Below are 24901 nucleotides of genomic sequence, written 5' to 3' on the forward strand. Positions count from 1 at the left end.
CTATCCATTACCCGGATCTTTCTTAACATTCGTGAGAGCGATCGCTCGCAAACCCCCAAACCTTAATCCTCCGTTGATGATTATCAATAAAATAAGGTTTTTATCAATAAGAATAAGGTACATTTTGTCAAGAGTAGGGAAATTTTCAAGCGTTGAAACCGTTGCCAAATAAATGTTTCAAGATTGTTAAGAAAAATGTGGGTAATGAATAGCCTAAGCAAGAAGAGGAGTTAGGGGTGAGGTTCCATATTTAATTAAAACCTCACGTTCAGGGGAATTGTATTACCTTTGAGGTGTGGGAGTAGTTTCAGGTGCCATAGGGACTTGGGGCGCTAGTTCATTGGGTAACACTGGCGACAGGACATCAGGATTCACCCCCGGAACTGGTGCAGTGGGAAAATTAGGTAGATTAAATGAGTCACTGGTTAATGGGGCAGGTCCTGGTATAATTCCCAAAGAAACGCGATCGCCACCTACTTGCCGCATCAAGTCTAAGATTGAAATTACATCATTATAGGTTGCTGTACGAGATGCATTTAACACCAAAGTTCCACTAGGGTTAGCGGCGAGATATTGCCTTAAGTTTTGTACTAACTGATCTCGTTGTACAGGCTGCTTTTCTATGTAAAGATTACCTATAGCATCAAGAGTGATAATACGAGTGGCACTCTGTGAGGTGAGACCAGTCGCTGTACTTGTACTAGCTTTAGGTAAATCAATATTAATCGCCTGTTGTCGAGTAAATTGCAAAGCCGCCAACAGAAAAAACGTCAGGATGCAAAAAACGACATCAATTAAGGGGAGGATTTGAATTTGTGTTTCTTCAACTGGGCTCTGTAAATTAATTTTCATACCTGGGTTGGGTGTAGAATTTTTAACTATTGCTCAGAATCTAACTACTCAGTTGCATTGGGGGGTTGAGGAGCTTCACCAAAAGGGTTTTTATCTCCCCTGCTGGGAGAAGTATTACTGTCTTGCAAAGACTCGGCAACTATGAGAGAATGAATTTTTTCATAGTCAGGGGGAGACTGGCGATATAACAATTCCATCTCATTACCCGCTTTACGAAAAATTTTCACCTGGTCAACTACAAAACTTTGAAATAGGCGATAAAAGACCAAACTGATAATGGCCACTATTAAGCCAGTAGCGGTACTAATTAAAGATTCACCAATACCAGTAGTGACACCAGCCGTAGATTCGGTTCCTAAATCACCAATGCGAATTGAACGCAAAGATTGAATCAAACCCAAAACCGTACCCAGCAATCCCAACAGAGGAGACAGGGCGATGATAACTTCTAAGAGTTTTTCACCCCGGCGCATCCCAGCTAATTCATCTTCGGCTGTGGACTCCAATGCTAATCTAAAGGTTTCCGGATCACTTTTGTGTAAGCTTAAGGGGGCATAAAGAAAGCGTCCAATGGGTTGATGGCGGGACTTTCTAGCAATATCCGCCGCTACTTCCCAACTATCTTTGGCAGTATTTAATACACGATCCACAATTTGGTTTTCTTGGGTCATAATTCGTAGCCAGAACCACAGACGCTCAAAAATCACACTTATAGATAGAATCGACAGCGCCAGCAAAGGCCACATAGCCGGGCCGCCCTTTTCAAACAAATCTAAAATATCCACTGGTTAGGGTTCCTCTTTCGATTTCAACAGCAAGTATTCCAAGGCATTTTAATTCTCAAGATTAATGCATAATTACATATTCGTGTACAAAATCTTCCGGCAAATATTTAGCCCAGGAAAATTACTAGGGTCTTCCATACTACCTGGGACGGTTATTCCTACCGGTGATTTATCTGCGGGTTTGTCAAAATTAATAATAACTGGAGGGTAAATACATGAAATTTCCAATCCAATTAGTATACGATTGGTATCGTAATTTGCTACGTAATCCTATTTATCGGTGGTGGGTGATTTTAGCGACACTGGTTTATATTCTCAGCCCTATAGATATCTCTCCCGACTTCATACCCATTCTCGGACAAATTGATGACTTTTTACTTCTGTCTATAGTTTTTTCCGAGGTGTCTGGGTTAGTGCTCTCAGGTTGGAAGGCGCGTCAGGGTTCTGAACAACCTAGTACTGAAACTGTTGATGTTGATGCTGTGTCTGTGGATTGAAAAATTTCAACGCCAAGGTACGCAAAGACGGATATTTCTCTGCGACTCCTTGGCGTGAATCTGGATTTAAATATCTTTGACAAATTCTGTTAAGAATCTTAAGGCTTTCAATATATAACTTACACAATCTTGAGGAGAGGTATTATAAAAGCATTGCCAGGCTGAAGCTTTATCTTCATCATAGCGATCGCCTCGTTCGGGATGTTGTTCTAACCATGCTAATCGCACCGCATGGCCAATTAATACATCTAAAACTATATACTCCTCAATTTGTAAGCTGGGATTATTGGCGACAATTGTGGCTAATTCCATCAAGGCTTCAACATTGACTTGGCGGTATTCTGGAGCCTCAATTTTATTGAGTAAATGCTCAACTCTCAGGGCAAAGTTCTTTTCCCCGGCTGTCATTTCTGATAAAATTAACTCACTATCTAAACGATTGCGACGCTCTAGTTTATCGCCAATCACAATTCCTTTACAATGTTTCATTAATCGCCAAACCTGCTGGAAAAAGTCTTTAGGGACTCGGTTTAATGCTCCTTCGCCTTGGCGAAATCTCCGCCAACCACCCGGGGGGACTGTGCTTTGTTCTTTTTCGGTTGTCGGTAGCACTACCCAAGCAATATCGCTTTCTTTTTGCTTGATGTGCAGTGATTCCTGTTGGCGTAATAATTTACTAATACCTGTATAACCTCTTAATACTTGATGCAAGCGCATTTTCACTTCAAAGGGTGACAGTTCCATCAATTGTTCATAGGCTTCATCTTGAGTGACACCCAACTCTTGTGCTAATTCACTGGTAATTAATAAAATCAGATAGCCGACTCTCAGAGTTAGTAAACCTTTAAACAGTTCAGGTTCCGATCGCATTAACACCCCAAGATAGATAATAATTTCTTGTGTGAGGACGCGATCGCGGATATCTTCCCGACAGAAATGATTTATTTTCTCAGTAATTTCTCGGTGGGACATAGGCACTATCATCAGTGATGACTGACTGTAAGCTCTACCCACAGCAATTTGTTTACCTCTGACCAAAATACTCGTGACTGTATCTGATAAGCTAATATCAACCATTTGTCTTAATCCAGCAGCGCGACGTACCACCGCCCAAATACCTAAATTACCGGCTTTGGTGTAGACTTCATCCAGTAAATCAGCCACGGTTACAGTATGCGGTGGACCCCCAAGACCTGTATCAAAAGTTAATCCCTCCAAGCGAGTTAAAGTTTGTAATAATTCGATTTGTTCATAGATATTTGACGATGAGCGCAAAGAAGCCAGCAAAAATCCCAAGTTAGTCTCGCACTCCATCTGAAATTCTTGGGTATTTCCTAACCGTCCCCCAGGATGATAAGCCAGATAATAGCAAGGGGGGGCAGCATTTTGCATTGGCGATTGGGAGAAATCTGCATCTGGGAGAAAATCAATCCTTTGCATCCCCGCTGTTAGCATCAGTTGATTGAGTCGTCCCAATTTTACCTTTACACCATTACACACACCATCTTTAAGTTCCTGCATCAGTTCTAATAAAGCCTCAGAACCGATTTCTAACATGCTATGGGTTAACATTAAAGTTAGAGTAGGACGACCTAAATCAATCCAATAATCTCGAATATAAGCGAGTTCACTTCTGATTTGATCCAGTAAAAAATGATAATCAAGGGTTAAATAAAACTGTTGGGAATCTAAAAACGAAGGTAAAAATACAATTGTCTCTCCGTGAATCCGAAAAAATCGAGATGTGTTCAAACTCCGTAACCGCCGCACAGGACGACCTGTTAAACCCAGTTTATCATTACGTCCAATTTGAGTATAAATAGCCGAAAGTTCCTCGGCTTTTCTGACTTGAATTGGTTCTACTTGCTTAGGTGTTTGAGTTTCAATTCCATGGACTTCTAGTTTAGCTTGTAATTCTTCATCCTCAGCTAGTAAGGCGATTTGTACTAAAGCCTCGCGTTTTTTACCTATACATAAATGTCTTCCTAATGGGTCAATATCCCCCACCGCGATTAATCCTTCATCTAATAGTTGACCGAGAAAATATAAACTTTGCGCCCAGACTAAGGGGATGTTTTCATTAGGTAAGCGAGTTTGACTGTGGGGGGTTAATTTTTCCTCTTCTACATTTTCCGCTGGCACATAATACAATTCTGGTAATAAACCCACGCCATCACGTTGAATGAGTAATGACTGCAAACGTTCCTGGTACTCTTTAACTTGCTGACTGTCTCCACGGAACAAACCATCGAGAAATAAGTAAGTAAAAAATAACGGCCACTCGCATTCAATATGCTCAAATTGCTTCAGTTCCCAAGGTTCATAGTGTAAGCGTTGATTATCTTCTAAAACGGTTTGGTGTCCATCCCGTAAGAAGCGTTTGCAGCCATATTTTCCTTGCAGTTTACGAATAATATCATTCAATGTGCGATCGCGTAATTGCACATTTTCTACTGCAAAAGCAGGATAACTAATAATACTTAACAGTGCGCCATCAATTTCTTTAGAAGCTGATTCTCTAGGTAATAAAGATTCTAAGGTAATTCGGGCGCGAGCAATTTCATCTGGTAGGACATGAATAACTGATGCTTCACCACCACGCACACCAAACAAATTTAGACCATTGATAGCTTCTAAAGCAGCCTTAGCCATACCGACAGAACTAGCATTGAGTTCAGCACTACCATGATTAATTTTATTACCTCTTTCCCAAATGCCATAATCTGGTGTGCGGTAAGCGCGCCCAATGTAGTAAACCAGGTTTTGGATAAAATTTACTTCATCAATGGTGTAAATAATTTGCAATCCTGAAGCGGTCATTTGTGCCAGCATCAGTAAAAATATAGATGTAGCATCAAGTTGTAAATGTCCCCATTCATCATCTCCAACCACAATGTCAGCTGTAGCTGTGTTGTATTTGGCGTGTAAGCCATCTAGGAGTGACTGAGTATGTTTAAATTTCTCGACTTTATGGGATTGACGCAACATCGCAAATAGTAGGCCTCGCATCAATTTGGTGACGCTATGCTCTAGTTCATAAGTCCGTCCCTTGTCTTCGTCAGTCTTGCGATATGCCAGTGCTAAACCCCAAACTGCTAAAATGCTGTAAACATTATCTCTTACCCAAGCATCTGTATAATCACCGTGGGCGGTGATGGCTGTACTCGCAGGAAGCAACCCGGTAATTGGATTCTGACGCGCGAGGATGATTGTCTTGATTTGCTGGTAGTAATGTTCGAGTCTTGTTTGCAGTTGGGTGACTGTTTGCATAATCTTAATTTTAGGAAACTCAGGCGTAAGAATATGTGGGGTAAATTGTATGGATCACAGGAGAGCAATTAACCATAGATTGGTCTGTCATGATTGACAGATTTTGGATATAAGCCCTCTGGGTTATTGAGGGTATTGGTGAGAAACAAAGGGTACTTTTACTACTTCACCTTCTGCTTGTCCTATCTGGACTTTTAAGCCAATACCACCAGCTTTGCTGCGAATATAACCTAGTCCAAAGTGACCATTAACGGTTGCGGTGTAACTAGTAAGTTTACCGACTTTTTCATCGCCAATGGCGATCGCACTCCCCACTGATGCAGGTGCATTCAGACGTATGCCCCATAGATGCTTTTTTATACCTTTATATGTATTGAGCCTAGCGATGGTTTCTTGACCGATGTAGCAACCCTTGTTAAAGGAAATTGTTTGCCATAAGCCAACTTCTAGGGGGTTATAATCATCTGTTAGTTCTGCGTCGGGGGCTGGTCTTCCTTGTAAAATCCGTAATGTTTCCCAGGCACTATTCGTCAATTCTACCGCCCCTAGTGCTACAATCTGTTGCCATATTTTCTCTTTCTGTGCGGCTGGCATAATAATTGTATATCCCGGTGTAGCCAAGCCACTACCCACGGCAATCATCACGCCGTTAACTAGTTGATGATTACCATAGGCTTGACCAATAATTGCACCAGCACCCAGCTTTTCTACAATATTATGACTCTGGGCACCCATGAGGCTCAATGTCGATGTTTCATCTGTGACATCTGTCAATTGCACTTGATCAGCAAAAAAGATATACCGGTCTAACCATTGCATCAGCAACTCCCGACGGCTAGGGGAGGTAAGTAACAGCACTGCATCCTCTAAAATGTATGCAGTTACCAGGTCAATGGTGCGAGCCGTGGATGATACCATCACAGTATCACAGCCCTGGCCTGGCTTGAGGCTGTGAAAATCGTTAGTACTTTGATTGTGTAAAAACCGGATACGGTCATCATCAGAAACTCGTATACGCCCCCAGTGGGAGCGATCGCATACAGCAACCCCTTCTGTTGCGGCTTGAATGGCTGCTGTGTGTTGATCGTCAGTTGCAGATGTTGACATGGTGATGAAGAGTTGCCCTGTTTTACAGTTATTAGGCTTACATTTAATTAGGTTACTACAATTTTTCTCACAAATGCAGCCCTATATACGGGTTCACCTTTGTTTTGAGTCCCTATTTCCCGTTCTGTGGGTACTGGTAAAGGGTTTTGTGTTAACCATTCTTCTGTACCTAGTCGTTCAAAGGCGGGATTTTCAGCAAACAGGTCGCGCATTTGACTGGCGACGAATTCAACATCTGACTGCAAAAACACAACCCCCCCAACGGTCAGATAATCAGCTAATTCAGCCACTAATTCCGGTTGTACTACCCGGCGTTTAGCATGGCGGCTTTTAAACCAAGGGTCGGGAAATTGAATAGTTACACGCTGTAAAGTTCCCGGAGTCAAAGACGATAACAGCGATCGCAATGAGTTATTTACATTGCAAAATAAATAATGGAGATTAGTTAAACCCAACTCACATAGTAACTGGTTCGCCTCCACTACCAAAGGTTCTCGAATTTCTAAACCCAGAAAATTCCAGTTGGTTTCTATCTGCGCCATTTTCAACAAAAATCTGCCCCTAGCGCAGCCAATATCTAGATGTAGTGGTTGGTTTGGCTGTGTATAAACCTTTTCCCATTCTATAGCATTTGCTGGCGTTTGATACTTTCTTGCCAGTGGGTTAACGTGTTGTCGCACTCTGACTACTGCCAAAATTAATACTCCTTTTATTACTTACCAACTTGATTTTAATATTATAAATCTTTTAAATTTGGCATTCTATAGCCTGTCCTTCCCCCCTTACTTTTCACATTATCGGCTTTCCAACTATTAGATAAATCGATAATTATCAGTTTATATTTTAATAATTTGAGCTATTTTAAGGGGGTTCACGAATTACTAAAAATCTTTAATTCTTATTGTTTTATTCAGCTATAGTAAATAATTAATTAACCACAGCTATGATTGTGAACAGATAGGAAAACGTTACAAAAGATCACTTGTAACAGGTTTTACCAGCAAGGGTTATACTTTTTATAAAAGAGTTTTTCTATCTAGTTTTTAACATTATCCTCCAAATCAATGGCTTTAAATTTTCGCTTTGCCGTAGTTAGCGACCTACATATTACCCTTCCTCATACTATCTGGGATCATCCTAGCCGATTTCATCTGGTGGAGGTGAGTATCCCTGCTTTTGAAAGCGCAATAGAACACTTAACACAACTTAATCTAGATTTCCTCTTGCTTCCCGGAGATTTAACTCAGCACAGTGAACCAGAAAATCATATCTGGTTGCAAGAAAGATTAGAGAAGCTACCTTTTCCCACCTATGTTGTTCCTGGTAATCATGATGTTCCTGTGGTCATGGCCAATGAGCAATCAATTGGGTTTGCTGATTTTCCCCACTATTACCGCAAGTTTGGCTACGAAAATCCTGACCAACTTTACTATACACAGCAACTGTTGCCAGGAGTACGACTAGTTGGACTCAATTCTAACTTTTTTAATGACCAGGGTGAGCAAGTAGGGCGTTTGGATACTCAACAACTGACATGGTTAGAAGAGGTACTCACAGCAGCAGGTAATGAATTGGTGCTGGTAATGGTACATCATAATGTGATTGAGCATCTACCGGAACAATCGCGCCATCCTATAGGTAAGCGCTATATGTTAGAAAATTCTGCGCAATTATTGCAAATTCTGCGTAATTATGGCGTTAAATTAGTATTTACAGGACATTTACACATTCAGGATGTTGCTTACTCCCAAGGGGTTTATGATATTACTACTGGTTCCTTAGTGAGTTATCCTCATCCGTACCGGGTTTTCCAGTTTCAACAGGATAACTACGGTAGAGAGTGGTTACAAATTCAATCACACCGGGTAGAAACAGTACCTGATTTCCCCCATCTGCAAAATTTATCACGTCAGTGGATGGGCGATCGCTCTTTCCCCTTCCTGGTGAAGTTATTAACTCAACACCCCTTAAACCTCCCATTGACAGTAGCGGAAAAAATAGCTCCTGATCTGCGGGACTTTTGGGCCAATGTTGCCGATGGAGACGCTTTATTAGACTATCCACAATTTCCCATAGAATTACGTCGCCATCTTCAGACCTATGGTGCAATGACTAGTGGTATTCCGACTCTAATTGATAACCACAGCACTCTCTTGTTAGGGTAGGTTAACTAATCATGGGGCGACAAATTGCAAAAACTGAGGTATAACCATGTACAAATGTATTCCCCCCAACAGGCCCTATTTCCCCATTACAGAAAAAGCCACCTATCGGTATATGATGAATGTAGCGCCTAAATAACTCCGAATCAAAGTTGGATTGGCCATAAAGACCTTGACCACGACCCAGACAGGAGAACATGAAAGCCGCCGCCGGTGGAAAAATTTGTTGCTTTTGATACCCTTCTAAGAGTAATTCTAAGTCTTCAGCGGAGGCTTGGGCATCACGCAGTTGGAATTGTAGGCGTTGACCAGGACGGATGACATCGCCAATGGCGATCGCTCCAGCAGAGGGATCTACCCCCAAGATGCTACGAATTAAAAAATCTCCCTGTTGTAAAGATAGCTTAAACTGGTCCATCACTAGACCCACAAACAGAGAACGCTGTGCCAATATCCGCTCTTCTTCACTCAGGCTAGCAATCAAATCTCGTAAAACCATCAGCGGCACTTTTTGATCTAGTTCCAGAATGATATTACGTTCAGCCTTTGTTACCTGCATTGGCTGGCCGATGGGTCGGCATCCTTGAGCTACAATAGTTTCTAAAACAATATTGCCACTCAAAGCCAAGCCTACCGTTCCCTCACGATAAAGGCGTTGATGTATCCCCTGGGCGTCATGGCTACAAAATAGAGATATTTGACTACTTCCACCCCCAGAGCTAGCCTGTCCCCCGACTATTACCGAGCCAGGGTAGGCAAAATCTAACCCCTGCAATAAATCATTGATTCTTGAAGAAAAGGCACTAGACAGTAAAATAAATTGGGGGGTAGGTGATGGTTGCACACCAATTAAATCTATCCAAGCATCTGGTGAACTATCCATGTCAGGTAATTCTTCTCCGAGCACATGAAAAACTTCCACATTCACACCTGGTAGATATCCCAAGGTAAGACTAATAGCAGGTTCTCCCTCTAATTCTTGAGGTTCGCCTGTAGCTGTAGTCCCAATTACCCCCAGACCACTACACCCAATCATTACAGGTACGGAAAGTTTTTCAGCCAACAGGGGTAAAACTCGGGAATACTCACTCGCAAAAGCAGACGAAATGAATATCACCCCCAAATCCGCAGGTACTGTTAATGACGACACAGCCTGTTCTACTACATCTGTAATAGCTGCTTCTAAAGAAGGACGGGTTGATAGGGCATTTGCCCACTGCATTTGCTCTGCCATGAATTTTAGGCTGTTTTTTTGTTACTATAGTTAGTAGTATTAGTAGTATGTGATTTTTCCCCTACTACATATGTTCAAGTACCATACATTGACACCGGATGATCAGATATTGGTACTTAGGAAACTTATTATACAATATAACAGCGGGATTAATTCTACTCTTGGCTGATATTTACCCGCTGCCATCAGGACTCTTAAAAATGCCTGTCTTTAGTTTACCTTGTTGTTGTTCTTTTAATTTTGTATTGATCATGGATGATTAAGCTAAAATACTTAACGTAACAGGTTAAGTAGTTAGAATGGTGGACGAGCTAACCACAAGACTCCATTCTGCAAGTTTTTATATACTAGGACAAAAACCACACAAAGAGATTTAACTATGAGCGACACCCAAGAAAAAATCCAAGAAAAAATCGAAGTTGAAATACAACAAGCTCGTGCTGTCTGTGATATTTCCGGTGGTAACTCTGCTGAGTGTGCCGCTGCTTGGGATGCAGTGGAAGAACTGCAAGCTGAAGCCTCCCACCAGCGGAACAAGAAGCCAAAAAATTCACTAGAACAGTACTGTGATGATAACCCAGACGCTCTTGAGTGCCGGGTTTACGACGACTAAAAAGTAAAGTTTTATCCGAATAAGCAAGCAACTATATCTACTTACTGTTATCTTGCACCTTGAAGCTAACCCTAGATTAAATAGAAATTAAATAGAAATCCATCTGTTTTAATCATCTGAGGTTTGGGTCAGTATACTTTTATACTAGATTCATATGATACCGAAGGTTAAGATTGGGTTTTCCTGGGGTTGCTAGTTCATAAATCCGGCGCAAGTTCCTTAACTGTGCCGATGATGCTTTGGGCTGATGCAAGATATTAAACTTTAACTTCTCCCAGTTGCTTGTTTTTTTTAACTAGAAATTAAACGTATCCGGTGAATAATTGATTGAAATTTATTATTGCTAACCTCAAAAAAAATTATGAATGAAGTTTGGTTTCGCCAGTATGTCTGGGTTGACTATCGACTGGCATTATTATTTTTAGTATTTATTCCTGTAATTCTACTAATTTGGGCATTTGTACAAAAAGCCGAAGCAATACAGCACCTCTTGACCATTTACTGGCGGGTATCCAGTCTATTAGCCATCACCGTCTATTTAATGATTGGTCAGTACCCAATCAGCTTTATATCTGGGTTCATCGGGCGGATTCTCATTCCTATTTCTCTGTGGTTTTGGCTAGACCTCAATGATGAAATTGATTACCAGCAAAGTAGCCCTTTAAAACTGATTTTTACCTCTTGGCGCTGGGGTGTGACTATTTATTCTATTTTGGGTGCAATTGCTCTTGTGCCTTTTTTAGGGTGTGCTGTCTCGGAAACTGCTATCAAAACTCCCTATTGTCAAGTTTGGTTGGAAGCGCCCTTACTGTTTAAACAATATTTCCATGAGAATAGCACACCTGTGTTTCTAGGTTTTTTGGCTATACTGAGTTTAGTAATCTATGTAGTGTACTTAACCTACTTTGTACTTGTGAAGCTAGGAAAACAAGGACGTTCAGCAGTACAACACTAGTTGAGATGAATAATTGCATTGGTAAACGCTTGGAACAATACACCACCAAACGCCCCCAAGAAGTTCTGCTGGTAACATTGGAAATCGCCAATTATCAAGATCAAGTTGCTATTTTTAAAGGTTTCTCTAGTTCCTTGATGCGCCCAACTGCATTTGACCCGGATGTACAAGTTATCCCGGAGGAGGCGGTAATTTTGAATATTGACCGCATCCAAAGCCCTTACAATCCTGAAGCTCCCAATTATATCCAAAAAGGACTTTCTGGGGAAGCTATGGAATATCTACTGTCAGCAGTTGGTGTGTAATAATCATTTAATCATCATGTCTGTTTCTGGATACACTCTCCCGGTTTTTGCCTGTGCTTCTGCTATGGCGGCTTTACACTGGTTACGCCATGACCAAGCTGTAACATCTGTGTCGGTGGACTTGATTTCACCCGCAGAAATGGCAGAAATACCCATTGAACAGGTAGCAGGTCTATCTGATCATATGGCTTTGGCAATTACCCGCAGCGAACCAGGTGATAATCTGGATTTAACCAGAAATACACCAATTTGGGCCCTGGTGCAATGGCGTGTGGGCGATGGGGAGCCTGTAATTATTCAAGGTGGGGAAGGAATTGGTAAACAGCTAAATGCGGACTATCAGCCGGCGATTTATGCTTATGCTCACAGGTTGCTACAAGAAAATCTCCTGCGGATGCTAGCAGCTGATGAGAAAATCACTGTCAATATTATTCTACCATTCGGGCGATCGCTGGCTGTGCGCACTTCTAATCCTGCTTTTGGTGTGGTGGAAGGTCTTTCGCTGTTGGGGACAACTGGTATTTCTCAACCTTTAAGCACACCAGAGCAATTAACAGCTTTCCGCAGTGAGTTAGAACATAAAGCCAGTCGGTTTGAAAATTTGGTATTTTGCATCGGCGAAAATGGTCTAGATTTGGCGCGTCAACTGGGAATCAATCCTGAACAAATGGTGAAAACTGCTAACTGGTTGGGGCCAATGTTAGTAGCAGCAGATGTACTGGGTGTGAAGGAAATCTTGTTATTTGGTTATCACGGAAAACTGATGAAATTGGCTGGGGGGATTTTTCATACTCATCACCAGTTGGCTGATGGCCGTCGGGAAATTTTAGCCGCCCATTGTGCCTTGGTGGGTTTAAATTCCCACGATATACAGTCTGTTTTTGAAAGTCCTACGGCTGAGGCTGCATTAAAATACTTAAGAACCTTGGATACTGTGACAGGTAGTGATTGGGTTAATCAAGTTTATACTGCGATCGCTCAAGCTATTGATACTCGTTCCCAAGCATACATTCAAAGTCATAGTACCAGAGGCGCAGCACCAACACTGTGCGGCTCGGTTCTGTTTGATCGCGATCGGCAAATTCTCATCAAGAGCAAAATCGGTTGCATGTTAATGGAAAAATTGTGTTAGTTTAATATGAATAATCATAAATAATCCCCATAAATATTTTTTTCAGTATCCATCCTTGGATCAGTTATTCTTTTAAAACTATGCCATCAACATTGTCTAGCAAGCGCATTTAACCTTGCGTTTGTTGGGGATCAACTCAGCCATTTACCAGCATCAGCAGGGAATGAATGGTTTTCACTTAGGCTATAGAGCGACTGTTTACCTTACATTTACAACTCCCCATGAATACATCGGTGACTCTACCAACCGAACAAGCACCTCAAATAGACAATTTGGGGGGGCTAGATCGTCAAATGATTGTAATTCTCGACTTCGGCTCCCAATATTCTGAACTGATTGCGCGCAGAATCCGCGAGACTCAAGTATACTCGGAAGTGCTATCTTATCGCACAACATCCGAACAATTACGCAAATTAAATCCCAAGGGGATCATTCTCTCTGGTGGACCAGGATCAGTTTATGTGGAACACGCCCCCCATTGCGACCAAGAAATCTGGAATTTAGGTATTCCTGTCCTGGGTGTCTGCTATGGTATGCAGTTGATGGTTAACCAACTCCATGGGGAAGTGACTAAAGCAGAGCGCGGAGAGTATGGTAAAGCATCATTATATATAGATGACCCCACAGACTTGCTGACTAATGTGGAAGATGGTACCACCATGTGGATGAGTCACGGTGATTCAGTGACAAAAATGCCACCAGGGTTTGAAGTGTTGGCACACACAGATAATACACCCTGTGCAGCCATTGCTGACCACCAAAGAAAACTTTATGGTGTCCAGTTCCATCCGGAAGTAGTACATTCTCTAGGCGGACTGGCCTTAATTCGTAACTTTGTCTATCATATCTGCGATTGCGAACCCACATGGACTACAGAGGCTTTTGTAGAAGAAGCAATTCGGGAAATTCGCGCCAGAGTAGGTGATAAGCGGGTACTATTAGCCTTGTCTGGGGGTGTGGATTCTTCTACCCTGGCCTTTTTGTTGTATAAAGCTATTGGGGAACAATTGACCTGTGTGTTTATTGACCAAGGCTTTATGCGTAAGTTGGAGCCGGAACGGTTACTCAAACTATTTAAAGAACAGTTTCATATTCCTGTAGAATATGTTAGTGCTCGCGATCGCTTTTTGTCGATGATTGCTGGAGTAACAGACCCAGAAGAAAAGCGCCGGCGTATTGGACATGAGTTTATCCAGGTATTTGAAGAAACATCTAAACGCCTGGGACATTTTGACTATTTAGCCCAGGGTACTCTGTATCCAGATGTGATCGAGTCCGCTGATACTAACGTAGACCCCCAAACAGGGGAACGAGTAGCAGTAAAAATTAAGAGTCATCACAACGTTGGAGGTTTACCCAAAGACCTGCGGTTTAAACTGGTGGAACCATTGCGGAAACTGTTTAAAGATGAAGTCCGTAAAGTTGGGCGTTCGATTGGCTTACCAGAAGAAATTGTACAACGCCAACCTTTCCCCGGTCCTGGTTTAGCAATTCGCATTTTAGGGGAAGTCACCCCCGAACGGTTGAATATTCTCCGTGATGCTGATTTGGTTGTGCGTCAAGAAATTAACAAGCGTGGTTTATACCATGATGTTTGGCAAGCATTTGCTGTGTTACTACCAATTCGCAGTGTAGGCGTAATGGGGGATAAACGCACTTATGCTTATCCTATTGTTCTGCGTATTGTCACGAGTGAAGATGGTATGACGGCTGACTGGGCGCGGATACCTTACGATGTCTTGGAAGAAATTTCTAATCGCATTGTTAATGAGGTGAAGGGGGTTAACCGTGTGGTTTATGATATTACTTCTAAGCCCCCTGGAACTATAGAGTGGGAATGATGTCGGGTTAATTTCAACCACAGATGGACACAGATCAACACACATAGGTCTGTGTCCTCATCTTGTTTTCAATTTCCTGTAGCATCAGCCACCATGCTCCAGTGGGTCTATCGTCATAACATCCTGGTCGGAATTCCGTCAACCACCAACTGACTAAGATTGAAATTTAGCCTGTTTAATTGTGCATTTAAAAAAGTCAAAGTAACGTTCTGTACCAAACCACCAACCGACATTGACCTGAGAAGGAATGGTAAAACCACCAAAAGTTTGATCTGCGTGACATTTACCGCCAAAGGGAATATAGCGCCATTTGCGATTGTTTGTATGATTTCCCCAACGGGGTGAAGAAATTTCTAAAACTTTGCCATCAGTATCAATGACTAGGGTGAGGGTGACGGGTTCATCATTTATCTTCAGTCTGGCTTCAATGGTGTCATCAGAAATTTCTCGCCACTCTACGCCCTGCTGGGGTAACAAGGCGGATGGTAACCAGACAAATTCCTGTACTAAGCGCCCAATGCTAGAACGAAGAGTATTGTGATCATGTACGTTGATAATTGGGATTAATCCCCAGAGTCCAAATTGCACTCGCCCTAAACCATTAATCATGTAATAATCAGCACCATCAATCTTTAATAATTTACCACCGATGATGGCTTTCCACACAAATCCTTGTGAGGTGATGAGTTCTTGACAACGCATGGAAAGCCAAGATTTATCCCGTCCCAATCTCAAGCGCCCCTGCATCTTTAATTGATTAGCATGAGCTAAGGGTGTCCCTGGAGCAATAGCGTGTAGAAAGTAACGCTGTACAGTGGGTGGCAATCCAGTAATCATGTCTTCACTGAAGTATTCCTGTGTCGGGGATGCTTGTGAAGAACACAGGGAACACAATCGCCACATTTGATTGACCTGGCGATTAGTTCTGATTTTGAGGATGATCAGACTCAAAAATGCGATCGCCAACAGTATAACAATGCCAATGAGAATGTTGATAGACATAAAAACACACCTGATAAATATAAATTAAATAACATATAAATGTGTGTTTTGACACCACCTACCTTTGAGATTTGCCAAAAACCTGACCTTTGGTTAGTAAGGTGTGACGTTATTTTAGGCACCCATACCAGAATAACGTTTTAGTCCCCCAAGCCACAGCAGGCGATTTACCGCGAAAAATATGAATATCCAGGCTAAAATGGCTAAAAATCCCCCGGCAACATCAACAGGTAACCCCACCAAAAGACTGACTGGGAAATGAATCAAATAAGGGAAAGGCGTAAACATAACCACCGTGCGCACAGTTTCGGGAAAAACGTCCAAAGGTGCAATTAAGCCCGACAAAAATAAATAAAATAGAAACCAGAAGTTTTCCAAAGCACTAGCGCGTTCTGTCCAAAATGCGAACATAGCAAAAGTATACTGAATCACAAACCGTAAAATAAAACTGAGTATACATGCAATAAAAAAGAGTAATAATTGCCACCAACTAGGTAACCAAACAGCTTGAGGATAGAGGGTAAAAAACAAAAAAACTAGTAGTAGTGCAAAAGGTAGACGAGCCACCCTTTCGGAAAGATGAGCAGCGACATGGCGCCAGACTGGATCTAGGGGTTGCAATAAGCGGGATGATAGCTTACCCTCCACTATCTCCTTTTCAAACTCCCAAATTACCCAGACAACAGTAACTTGTCGCACAAAGAAAACCGTGATAAAGTAGCGGGCAAAATCTGCAGGTGTCAGAGCGAACTCCCCACCTTGGGCCGCCTGTATCCAGACACCCATCAAGATAATAGGTAAAGCGCCAGCCAAAACCCATAAAATCAATTCCGCCCGATACTCCACCATATAGGTGTAGTAAACAGACAGCAAAGTCAAGATTTTCCTAAGAATTTTTTTCACTGAAATTACACCACTCCCGCCTGAAAAACTCTACCAATCACCTCTTCTATTGGTGGCTCAGTCACTGTTAAATCAATGACTTCTAAATCTGCCAGAATTTGAGATACTGCACTGGTCAGGGTTTCTCGTGGTACGATAAAGCTCACAGCACGCCCCTCTAGGGATTGGACATCACCGTAGAACATGAGTTTTTCTCTAGGTAGCGGCTCGGTTAACTCAATATGGATTTCGCGGTAAGGTGCGAAATTTGCCACCAATCCATCTAAACTACCGTCATACATCAGCTTTCCTTGGTGAATCAATAGTACCCGCTGACATAAAGCAGTAATATCAGCCATGTAATGACTAGTTAATAACACAGTAGCTTGATAACGGCGATTATACTCCCGTAAAAAATCCCGTACCGCCACCTGAGCATTTACATCTAGTCCCAGTGTCGGTTCATCGAGAAACAATACATGAGGATGATGCAACAGTGCTGCTAACAGTTCGGCTTTCATCCGTTCACCTAAAGATAATTTCCGCACTGGCTGGGTCAGCTTTCCTTCTAGATTCAACATCTGTGTGAATTCCCCGACCCGTCTGTGAAATTCTTGATTTGAGATGTTGTAAACAGCAGCGTTGATTTTTAAAGAATCTAGGGCTGGTAAGTCCCAGAGTAACTGCTGTTTTTGACCCATGACCAAGGTAATTTTTTGCAGAAATCTTTCTTGGCGCAGAAATGGCACGTATCCGGCCACTCTAACTGTACCGCCAGAAGGATGAATCAGCCCTGTGAGCATTTTCAGGGTCGTAGTTTTACCAGCACCATTGGGTCCCAAAAAACCCACCACCTCACCGGGGGAAATTTCAAAGGAAACATCCTCTACTGCTTTAATAGAGCGGTAAGTGCGCCGGAAAAAGTGGGTGAGCGTGCCTTTTATACCCGGATCCTTAACCGACACTGGGTAAAATTTACACAGATTTTCAACGGTAATAATTGACATATAGCATTTTCCTGTAGCGGTGAGACCCAAAATTATCCCTTATAAATACAAGAAATATGATCCATTTTGACATCAGTAGATTTTAGGAGGTTTTTTTCAACAGTTACTTTAAACGCCCAGAGCGTAAAATACTAATAACTAGCCACAAACCTAATAAACTAGCAGCTGCAAACAGAACACTACTTAAAAATGACAGTTGAGTAGTTTGGGCTTTGGTGGAAATAATAGCGGCTCCCATAATCAGAGAACCTACTAAAATACTAAAAGATAATCTGTTAGCCGCGTCATCCAGAGTGCGCCGCATACCATCTAAACCACGCAGTGAGAGATTCCACTGTAAGGTTTCCGAAGTAACTCGCTCTAATAATAGTTCAATTTGCCGGGGAGATTGTAATGATAGACTCTTAATATCTAGGGCAGTTCTTAAGAGTGATGGTAGTGGATTACTCCCTAGTAGTTGTCGTCGAAATAAGTCTGTAATTAATGGCTGGATTTCGTCAAATAAATTTACCTGTGGGTTGAATCCACGAGCTACCCCTTCTAAGTTAGCCAGGGTTTTGGCATATAAGCCCATATTGCTGGGTAAGCGAATTTTATTTTGACGGGCCAGTTGCAGAATTTCATAAATTATGTGACTGAAATTCATATCACTCAAGCTGACATGATGATACTTCCGCAACATGCGATCATAATCATTTTCTAACCGGGACAAAATCACCGGACCAGAAGAATCTGCTAAGTGTAAAGTTAACTGGGCGCATCGACCCGCATCTAAATCAATGATGGCTAAAAGCATTTCTGTGAGGATCTGCTGCGTGCGGGGATCAAGTCTGCCCACCATTCCACAGTCTAAAAGCGCAATGCGACCATCTGCGAGATAAAATAAGTTTCCAGGATGGGGGTCAGCATGGAAGAAGCCATCAATGTATATTTGCTGGAAAAAAGCCCGAAATAGCAGGGTAGTAATTTCCTGGCGTTGTGTGTGAGCATCGTTACCATTTTCCATGAACCGATTTAAATTCGCGGAAAGTAAAGGTACACCATCGAGCCATTCCATTACCAATAACTTCTGGGTAGTCAATTCCCAGAAGATTTCCGCAACTACCAGTTGTGTGGGATCAAACCAGCGACTACGCGCTAAATTACCTCGCAGCTGGTCTGTAAAACCTGCTTCCAGTGTAAAGTCTAACTCGTCTTCTAAAGCTTTGGTAAATTCAGCAGCGATCGCTTTGATTTCGTAAGTTTGCCCAAACTCTGTGCGCGCTACTAAATCAGCAATACCTTGAATTAAAACGATATCTTGAGCTACAGTGAGATCGATTCCCGGACGTTGTACCTTGAGAGCAACTTCTCGACCATCTACTAATGTAGCTCGATGAGTCTGAGCGATTGATCCGGCCGCTACAGGGACATGATTAACTATGCTGAATGTTTCTTCCAGTGGCTGTTTTAGCTGCTGACGAATTAATACTTCTATGTCTGACCAAGGAACTGGGGGTACTTCGTCTTGGAGAGTGGAAAGCTCTTCAATGTAGGGGGCGCTGAGTAAGTCTGGACGGGTGGAAAGTAGCTGACCCAGTTTAACATAAACTGGACCCAAATCCACCAGGATATTCTTTAAAACTGCCGGTGTGGGTAGTTGAGGTTCATCAGCTTTACCACCGGTGAGTACTCTTCGCATATAGTCCCAACCATTGCGGAGGACTACCTCGATAATTTCTCTTTGACGGGGAACAGTTTGAGTGAGGAACATTGTGGGGAAATAGGGGGATGAGGGGAAACAGGGGGAGCAGGGAGTAATCTGGTAGAGCAGCGGTGTAACTAGGCAGAAAATCAAACTCTCGTGACCGGGGCGGTACTATTCCCTGCTCCCTAAGTCCTGCCAACACACATATCAGTTATAATGAATGCAACCAATCCTCAGCCTCTGATCGGGGTTTTAACTCTCAGACTCTAGGATTTATAGCAGTTCAGTAAATCGGGGATCATCTGCAAGGGTTTTGAGAATCTGTTTAATTTCTTGAGTGCGGTCTTTATTGACTACAAGAGTTACATTGCGATCGCGCACAATCACAACATCCTCTAGACCAATAGTAACAATTACATCCTCTGAATTGGTAGCATAAACAATAGCACCATGGGTATCCAATCCCACATGGGTAGCTAGTTCTACATTCGGATTCTCAGGTTTTTTCAGTAGGCGATCGAGTGCATTCCAATCTCCCAAGTCATCCCAACCAAATTCAACTGGTAAGACATATGCTAAATTTGTTTTTTCCATCAGAGCATAGTCTATACTCTGTTTAAGCAACTGAGGATATACATCAGGGCCTTGTTGTTCTAATGGTTCGATAATTTCTGGCGCATGGGTATAAAGTTCCTTGAGAACCACCCCAGCCCGAAATACGAACATTCCGCTATTCCAGCTAAAACGCCCCGTAGATAGAAAAGTTTCTGCTGTTTCACGGTTAGGCTTTTCAGTAAAGCGGCTGACGTGATAGGCTGGCAAATCATTAAATCTACCAATATTTTCGCCTTGTTCAATATACCCGTAACCAGTTGATGGGAAAGTAGGCTTGATCCCCAGAGTGACAATGGCCTCTGTGCTGGACGCTAGCTCGGTAGCAGCCATTAAGGTATGTACAAATGCTTCTTGGTCAGCTATCCAGTGGTCAGAGGGAAAAAAGCCGATGATAGCATCTTCTCCGTAACGCTGCTTAATTTCTAAACTTGCCCAGGCAACAGCAGCGGCTGTATCTCGTCCCTCGGACTCAATGAGTAAATTTTGAGATGGTAGTTGGGGTAGTTGTTGTGTGACACCCGCGGCTATCTGACTAGAAGTAATGACCCAGAGGTCATTCCAACCATTCGTGAAGGCTAATAACCTATCGGCGGTTGCTTGTAACAGACTTCTAGAGCTACCATCAAGGCTTAAAAATTGCTTAGGTCGGTTTTGGCGACTGAGGGGCCAAAAACGCTCACCTTTGCCACCGGCCAGAATTACAGGGAAGAGTGAATTACTCATGTTGTCTACACACTCAGGTCAGATCATTATCAGTGTACAGTGAGCTTTTGGCCTGACAGGATTTGTGGATGCGATTAACAGACCTTAAGGTAGTGGTTGATTGGGGAGATAATTTGTGATTAAACAATTTCAATGGTTAGAAAATCAGGTGACCTTTCAAGAATTACCAGAGTTTGAAGTACAGGAAAGAACTCAACAGGTATCATGGGGAGAAAATGATCTGGGAATTCAACAGATATCACCATCCGAACTGGAAATAGTGCCCCATGAACCAGGAACTATTTCACCGAGTGTTGTTGAGTCTGTGGGTGTAATTCCCAAGGATATTTACCAGAGGTTAGGCTTGAGTGTACCTCGATGGCTACTGTGGACATTGACCACGGTGGTGGGGATCGTTTTTTCAGGTCTGTTAGTATCGACTTTGGCGCTGTGGACTCCACTATGGAGTAATCTTGACCAAACAGATGAAGAATTGGGGTTTTCTGGTGAAGATGATCAGAGAATACCCTTACCTGGGGAATTATGGGGCAAAATTTCCCAGTATAAGCTCTCACGACCGATGAATATTTTGATTATGGGAGTTGATCCGGTGCCAGGTAGTATTGATGGCTCTCCGGAAAGTTTTACAGGAACCAGTGATACCATGTTGCTGGTTAGACTCAACCCTAGTAATAAAACTATGCGGGTCTTGTCAATTCCCAGGGATACCATGATTGCTATCCCAGAAAGAGGTTTAACTAAGGTGTCTGAAGCTAATGCTCAAGGGGGGCCTGTTTTAGCAGCACGGGTAGTTAGCCGGACTTTAAATAATGCTCCTATACATAGATATATCCGTATTTCCACTAGTGGGCTGAGGCAGTTAGTTGATCAATTGGGTGGGGTTGATGTTTTTGTACCTCAAGGTATGCAATATCAAGATTCTAGTCATCAATCCATTAATTTACCCAGTGGTTGGCAAACCCTCAACGGTGAACAAGCAGAAAAATTTGCTCGATACCGCGAACCAGGATTAGGTGACTTACCTAGAGTACAACGACAGCAAGTGCTAATTAAAGCCTTACTGCAACAGGTCAATAGTCCGACTGTCTTACCGAGATTACCTCATTTAACCCGTCTGATGCGGAAATATTTTGACACCAATCTCAAAATAGAAGAAATGATGGCCTTGGTAAATTATTCGGTGAACCTGGAAGATGATAATTTACAAATGACCATTCTACCGGGTAATTTCAGCCGCTTTAGTCAAGACCCCAATAGTTATTGGCTGAATCTTAATAAACAGCAGACTCTATTGAGTAATTATGTGGGGGTAGATGTACCTGATGTTGACGCTGATGTACGTCCAGTCCAAGACCTGAGAATTGCTATTCAAAATTCTTCCAATCAACCTCAGATGACTGAAAAGGTTATTGACTATCTCAAACAAAAAGGTTTTACAAATGTTCATGCTGTGTCGGATTGGCCTGACCCCCACAGACAGACTCAGATTATTGTTCACAGAGGAAACCGAACCACGGGAGTTGAGCTTTATGACATTATTGGCTTGGGTAAGATTAATGTTTCGGCAATTGGGGATTTAGAATCGGATATTACAATTCGTATTGGTCAAGATTGGAAATAGTCACTGGTCATTAGTCATTAGTCATGATTTGATTTTGGGTTCCCTCTGGGGATCATAGTCTACTAAACTATTGGCTAATGATCATCAACAAAGTTTTTAGAGTTATGCAAAAGTTTTTACTTAAATTATTTAGTTGGCTGGGAATTGTGGTTTTGACTTGGTTATGGGTGCTAATTAATCCTCAACCAGTTTTGGCCCAAATTAGCACAATCAACTATAGTAATGCTAGTCTCCAAGATAGTGATTTTTCTAACATTGATTTATCTGGGGTGACTTTTGTGGCGGCGGAAATGCGGGGCGCAAATTTCCAAGGGGCTAATTTAAGCAATGCGATTCTGACTAAGGGGGTGTTGTTAAATGCTAATTTGGAAGGTGCAAATCTCACAGGGGCTTTAGTTGACCGGGTGACTATGGATGGGGCAAATTTAAAGAATGCTATTTTTACAGAAGCAACTATGACCCGGAGTCGGTTTTTTGATGCGGACATCACTGGTGCTGATTTTACAGATGCTTTGATAGACCGCTATCAAGTTTCTTTAATGTGCGATCGCGCTGAGGGTATTAATCCCGTTACAGGGGTGGCGACACGGGATAGTTTAGGATGTCGGTAATAGTTGTCAGGTATAGTAAGTGACTCAAGAAGACCAGAAACCCGCTCGTTCCTTGGCGGGAATTGCGGGGATAGTAGCGGCGGCTACATTAATTAGTAAAGTCTTTGGTTTAGCGCGACAGCAGGCGATCGCCGCGGCTTTTGGTGTTGGGGCTGCGGCTACTGCTTATAGTTACGCTTATATTATTCCGGGTTTTCTCTTAATCTTACTGGGTGGGGTGAATGGACCATTACACAGTGCGGTTGTCAGTGTTCTAGCCAAGCGCTCACGCTCGGAAAGCGCCCCCCTGGTAGAAACGGTAACAACTCTGGTAGGTGGATTACTCCTACTGGTGACCTTGGCTCAGATTTTCTTTGCTGATACCATCATTGATATTGTTGGTTATGGCTTAGAATCGACTACCAGGGCGATCGCCATTCAACAGATCCGCATTATGGCACCCATGGCCTTATTTGCGGGTTTAATAGGTATTGGTTTTGGTACCCTCAACGCCGCTAATCAATATTGGTTACTTTCCATCAGTCCCCTATTGTCTAGTGTAACTGTGATTGCCGGCATTGCCATCTTAACCGGGCAACTAGGTGAAGATATTATTAAACCAGAATACGCCTTCATCGGTGGTATGGTCTTAGCTTGGGGAACCCTAGGGGGCGCAATTCTCCAATGGTTAGCCCAGTTAATTGTCCAGTGGCGCTTAGGACTAGGTACATTGCGCCTGCGGTTTGATTTTAAATCCCCTGGAGTGCAAGAGGTGATCAAAATTATGACACCAGCTACTATTTCCTCCGGGATGATGCCGATTAATGTCGCCACAGACCTTTACTTTGCTAGTCCTATACCCGGTGCGGCGGCTGGGTTTAACTATGCCAATCTCCTAGTGCAAACTCCCCTGGGTATTATCTCTAATATTATTTTGTTACCTTTATTACCAATGTTTGCTAAGTTAGCGGCTCCCGAACATTGGCCAGACCTAAAGTTACGCATTCGCCAAGGAATTTTACTCACCGCCGTCACGATGTTACCATTAGGAGCGTTAATGGTGGTGTTATCTGTCCCCATCGTAGAGATAATTTATCAACGGGGTGCTTTCCAACAACAAGCCACACAGCTGGTTTCATCCCTGCTGATTGCCTATGGTGTGGGGATGTTTGTATATTTAGGGCGGGATGTATTGGTACGGGTATTTTATGCTCTCGGAGATGCACAGACACCTTTTAGGATTAGTACTTTTAATATCTTCCTTAACGCTGTACTTGATGGTATTTTGGTTAAACATTTTGGGGCGACTGGGATTGTTTTAGCAACCGTAGGTGTAAACTTTAGTTCTGTAGTAATGCTATTATGGTTACTTGACCGTAAACTCAATGGTTTACCTTGGCGTGAGTGGAGTATCCCAATTTTGGGTTTAACTGCGGGTAGTGTTGCGGCTGGTGTTGCTAGTTTTGGTACTTTAGTTAGTTTACAGCAGTTGTTGGGTACACAGGGGTTAATTATTCAACTGTTACAGTTATGTGTATCGGGTTTAGTGGGTATCTTGGTTTTTGCGATCATTGCCTCATGCTTGAAAATACCAGAGGTGAATAGTTTTGCTGTGGGGATGCGTCAAAGATTGCTGAAAAGATAGTAATAATTAAACCTTATGTTCTCAGTAAAAAAGCTGATAGAGAAATGATCAGACTAGTACGTTTAGTTCCTTCCATAAGCAGTAAACTTAGGTTGTCATTGTCTTCCGCTAATTGGGTGACTTGATCATCATCTAAGCGGGCTTTACTACCCTCTGTATAATTTATCAGCAGTTTTTGTACATTCTGGAAGGGAGGGCGAAATAAACACCCCACCCCCTGACCCCTCCCATCTGGAAGCTATCCATTACCCGGATCTTTCTTAACATTCGTGAGAGCGATCGCTCGCAAACCCCCAAACCTTAATCCTCCGTTGATGATTATCAATAAAATAAGGGTTTTATCAAGAAGAATAAGGTACATTTTGTCAAGAGTAGG

21 protein-coding genes are annotated in these 24901 nt (G+C 42.5%); 10 read left to right on the plus strand and 11 right to left on the minus strand.

Annotated features, from left to right (window positions below; translation table 11 throughout):
- Positions 1–282: 282 nt before the first annotated feature.
- Positions 283–852 (minus strand): biopolymer transporter ExbD, encoded by a 570-nt coding sequence (locus NWP21_RS10330; protein WP_280792628.1) that lies wholly within the window; start codon positions 850–852, stop codon positions 283–285.
- A 44-nt stretch (positions 853–896) separates the two neighbouring features.
- On the minus strand, positions 897–1637 hold the full coding sequence (locus NWP21_RS10335) for a MotA/TolQ/ExbB proton channel family protein (protein ID WP_280792629.1): 741 nt from the start codon (positions 1635–1637) through the stop codon (positions 897–899).
- Between the two features lie 215 nt (positions 1638–1852).
- Between NWP21_RS10335 and NWP21_RS10340 the strand changes: the two genes are divergently transcribed.
- Positions 1853–2134 (plus strand): YkvA family protein, encoded by a 282-nt coding sequence (locus NWP21_RS10340; RefSeq protein WP_280792630.1) that lies wholly within the window; start codon positions 1853–1855, stop codon positions 2132–2134.
- Positions 2135–2200: 66 nt separating this feature from the next.
- Here the strand turns inward: NWP21_RS10340 and NWP21_RS10345 are convergent, their stop codons facing one another.
- The 3 genes from NWP21_RS10345 to trmB all read right to left on the minus strand — a co-directional run bounded on the left by NWP21_RS10345 (position 2201) and on the right by trmB (position 7206).
- Complete coding sequence (locus NWP21_RS10345; RefSeq protein ID WP_280792631.1) at positions 2201–5404, minus strand: glycoside hydrolase family 15 protein; 3204 nt, start codon at positions 5402–5404, stop codon at positions 2201–2203.
- A 123-nt stretch (positions 5405–5527) separates the two neighbouring features.
- A complete protein-coding gene (locus NWP21_RS10350; protein ID WP_280792632.1) occupies positions 5528–6511 on the minus strand; it encodes a folate-binding protein in 984 nt (327 codons plus the stop codon).
- 47 nt (positions 6512–6558) lie between these two features.
- Complete coding sequence (gene trmB, locus NWP21_RS10355; RefSeq protein ID WP_271732739.1) at positions 6559–7206, minus strand: tRNA (guanosine(46)-N7)-methyltransferase TrmB; 648 nt, start codon at positions 7204–7206, stop codon at positions 6559–6561.
- Between the two features lie 369 nt (positions 7207–7575).
- Here trmB and NWP21_RS10360 point away from each other — a divergent pair, with 369 nt between their 5' ends.
- Positions 7576–8676: a metallophosphoesterase gene (locus NWP21_RS10360; protein WP_280792633.1), complete on the plus strand. Its 1101-nt coding sequence runs from the start codon at positions 7576–7578 to the stop codon at positions 8674–8676.
- Position 8677: 1 nt separating this feature from the next.
- On the opposite strand, the gene NWP21_RS10365 is transcribed toward NWP21_RS10360, so the two are convergent.
- Positions 8678–9907: an FIST N-terminal domain-containing protein gene (locus NWP21_RS10365; protein ID WP_280792634.1), complete on the minus strand. Its 1230-nt coding sequence runs from the start codon at positions 9905–9907 to the stop codon at positions 8678–8680.
- A 379-nt stretch (positions 9908–10286) separates the two neighbouring features.
- Between NWP21_RS10365 and NWP21_RS10370 the strand changes: the two genes are divergently transcribed.
- The 5 genes from NWP21_RS10370 to guaA all read left to right on the plus strand — a co-directional run bounded on the left by NWP21_RS10370 (position 10287) and on the right by guaA (position 14753).
- Positions 10287–10520, plus strand: a complete 234-nt coding sequence (locus NWP21_RS10370) for a Calvin cycle protein CP12 (RefSeq protein ID WP_271732744.1) — start codon at positions 10287–10289, stop codon at positions 10518–10520.
- Between the two features lie 361 nt (positions 10521–10881).
- A complete protein-coding gene (locus tag NWP21_RS10375; protein ID WP_271732745.1) occupies positions 10882–11475 on the plus strand; it encodes a DUF3177 family protein in 594 nt (197 codons plus the stop codon).
- Between the two features lie 5 nt (positions 11476–11480).
- A complete protein-coding gene (locus NWP21_RS10380; RefSeq protein ID WP_280792635.1) occupies positions 11481–11780 on the plus strand; it encodes a hypothetical protein in 300 nt (99 codons plus the stop codon).
- 16 nt (positions 11781–11796) lie between these two features.
- Complete coding sequence (gene cbiD, locus NWP21_RS10385) at positions 11797–12912, plus strand: cobalt-precorrin-5B (C(1))-methyltransferase CbiD (protein ID WP_280792636.1); 1116 nt, start codon at positions 11797–11799, stop codon at positions 12910–12912.
- Between the two features lie 221 nt (positions 12913–13133).
- Positions 13134–14753 carry a glutamine-hydrolyzing GMP synthase gene (guaA, locus tag NWP21_RS10390; protein WP_280792637.1) on the plus strand — a complete coding sequence of 540 codons (1620 nt, stop codon included), beginning with the start codon at positions 13134–13136 and terminating at the stop codon, positions 14751–14753.
- A gap of 153 nt (positions 14754–14906) precedes the next feature.
- On the opposite strand, the gene NWP21_RS10395 is transcribed toward guaA, so the two are convergent.
- From NWP21_RS10395 to NWP21_RS10415, 5 genes are all read right to left on the minus strand, one after another.
- The gene (locus tag NWP21_RS10395) at positions 14907–15755 is read right to left on the minus strand and encodes a DUF6544 family protein (RefSeq protein WP_280792638.1); all 849 of its coding nucleotides are present in this window, start codon (positions 15753–15755) and stop codon (positions 14907–14909) included.
- Positions 15756–15869: 114 nt separating this feature from the next.
- Entirely contained in the window at positions 15870–16658 is a 789-nt protein-coding gene (locus NWP21_RS10400; RefSeq protein ID WP_280792639.1) for an ABC-2 family transporter protein, read from the minus strand.
- 5 nt (positions 16659–16663) lie between these two features.
- Entirely contained in the window at positions 16664–17644 is a 981-nt protein-coding gene (locus NWP21_RS10405) for an ATP-binding cassette domain-containing protein (RefSeq protein ID WP_280792640.1), read from the minus strand.
- 103 nt (positions 17645–17747) lie between these two features.
- Entirely contained in the window at positions 17748–19397 is a 1650-nt protein-coding gene (locus NWP21_RS10410; protein WP_280792641.1) for an AarF/ABC1/UbiB kinase family protein, read from the minus strand.
- Positions 19398–19604: 207 nt separating this feature from the next.
- On the minus strand, positions 19605–20669 hold the full coding sequence (locus NWP21_RS10415) for a mannose-1-phosphate guanylyltransferase (protein WP_280792642.1): 1065 nt from the start codon (positions 20667–20669) through the stop codon (positions 19605–19607).
- Positions 20670–20784: 115 nt separating this feature from the next.
- Between NWP21_RS10415 and NWP21_RS10420 the strand changes: the two genes are divergently transcribed.
- From NWP21_RS10420 to murJ, 3 genes are all read left to right on the plus strand, one after another.
- A complete protein-coding gene (locus NWP21_RS10420) occupies positions 20785–22290 on the plus strand; it encodes an LCP family protein (protein ID WP_280792643.1) in 1506 nt (501 codons plus the stop codon).
- 104 nt (positions 22291–22394) lie between these two features.
- Positions 22395–22901, plus strand: a complete 507-nt coding sequence (locus NWP21_RS10425) for a pentapeptide repeat-containing protein (protein ID WP_280792644.1) — start codon at positions 22395–22397, stop codon at positions 22899–22901.
- Between the two features lie 19 nt (positions 22902–22920).
- Positions 22921–24525: a murein biosynthesis integral membrane protein MurJ gene (gene murJ, locus NWP21_RS10430; protein WP_280792645.1), complete on the plus strand. Its 1605-nt coding sequence runs from the start codon at positions 22921–22923 to the stop codon at positions 24523–24525.
- Positions 24526–24901: the final 376 nt, after the last annotated feature.

Origin of the sequence: Anabaenopsis sp. FSS-46, assembly GCF_029891665.1 — a bacterium.
GTDB classification, from domain to species: Bacteria; Cyanobacteriota; Cyanobacteriia; order Cyanobacteriales; family Nostocaceae; genus Anabaenopsis; species Anabaenopsis arnoldii.

Excerpts from the sequence above, each read along its gene's own strand:
- NWP21_RS10330 (WP_280792628.1), bottom strand. The coding sequence starts at position 852 with ATGAAAATTAATTTACAGAGCCCAGTTGAAGAAACACAAATTCAAATC.
- NWP21_RS10340 (WP_280792630.1), top strand. The coding sequence starts at position 1,853 with ATGAAATTTCCAATCCAATTAGTATACGATTGGTATCGTAATTTGCTA.
- NWP21_RS10345 (WP_280792631.1), bottom strand. The coding sequence starts at position 5,404 with ATGCAAACAGTCACCCAACTGCAAACAAGACTCGAACATTACTACCAG.
- NWP21_RS10350 (WP_280792632.1), bottom strand. The coding sequence starts at position 6,511 with ATGTCAACATCTGCAACTGACGATCAACACACAGCAGCCATTCAAGCC.
- NWP21_RS10360 (WP_280792633.1), top strand. The coding sequence starts at position 7,576 with ATGGCTTTAAATTTTCGCTTTGCCGTAGTTAGCGACCTACATATTACC.
- NWP21_RS10365 (WP_280792634.1), bottom strand. The coding sequence starts at position 9,907 with ATGGCAGAGCAAATGCAGTGGGCAAATGCCCTATCAACCCGTCCTTCT.
- NWP21_RS10370 (WP_271732744.1), top strand. The coding sequence starts at position 10,287 with ATGAGCGACACCCAAGAAAAAATCCAAGAAAAAATCGAAGTTGAAATA.
- NWP21_RS10375 (WP_271732745.1), top strand. The coding sequence starts at position 10,882 with ATGAATGAAGTTTGGTTTCGCCAGTATGTCTGGGTTGACTATCGACTG.
- NWP21_RS10380 (WP_280792635.1), top strand. The coding sequence starts at position 11,481 with ATGAATAATTGCATTGGTAAACGCTTGGAACAATACACCACCAAACGC.
- cbiD (WP_280792636.1), top strand. The coding sequence starts at position 11,797 with ATGTCTGTTTCTGGATACACTCTCCCGGTTTTTGCCTGTGCTTCTGCT.
- guaA (WP_280792637.1), top strand. The coding sequence starts at position 13,134 with ATGAATACATCGGTGACTCTACCAACCGAACAAGCACCTCAAATAGAC.
- NWP21_RS10395 (WP_280792638.1), bottom strand. The coding sequence starts at position 15,755 with ATGTCTATCAACATTCTCATTGGCATTGTTATACTGTTGGCGATCGCA.
- NWP21_RS10405 (WP_280792640.1), bottom strand. The coding sequence starts at position 17,644 with ATGTCAATTATTACCGTTGAAAATCTGTGTAAATTTTACCCAGTGTCG.
- NWP21_RS10410 (WP_280792641.1), bottom strand. The coding sequence starts at position 19,397 with ATGTTCCTCACTCAAACTGTTCCCCGTCAAAGAGAAATTATCGAGGTA.
- NWP21_RS10415 (WP_280792642.1), bottom strand. The coding sequence starts at position 20,669 with ATGAGTAATTCACTCTTCCCTGTAATTCTGGCCGGTGGCAAAGGTGAG.
- NWP21_RS10425 (WP_280792644.1), top strand. The coding sequence starts at position 22,395 with ATGCAAAAGTTTTTACTTAAATTATTTAGTTGGCTGGGAATTGTGGTT.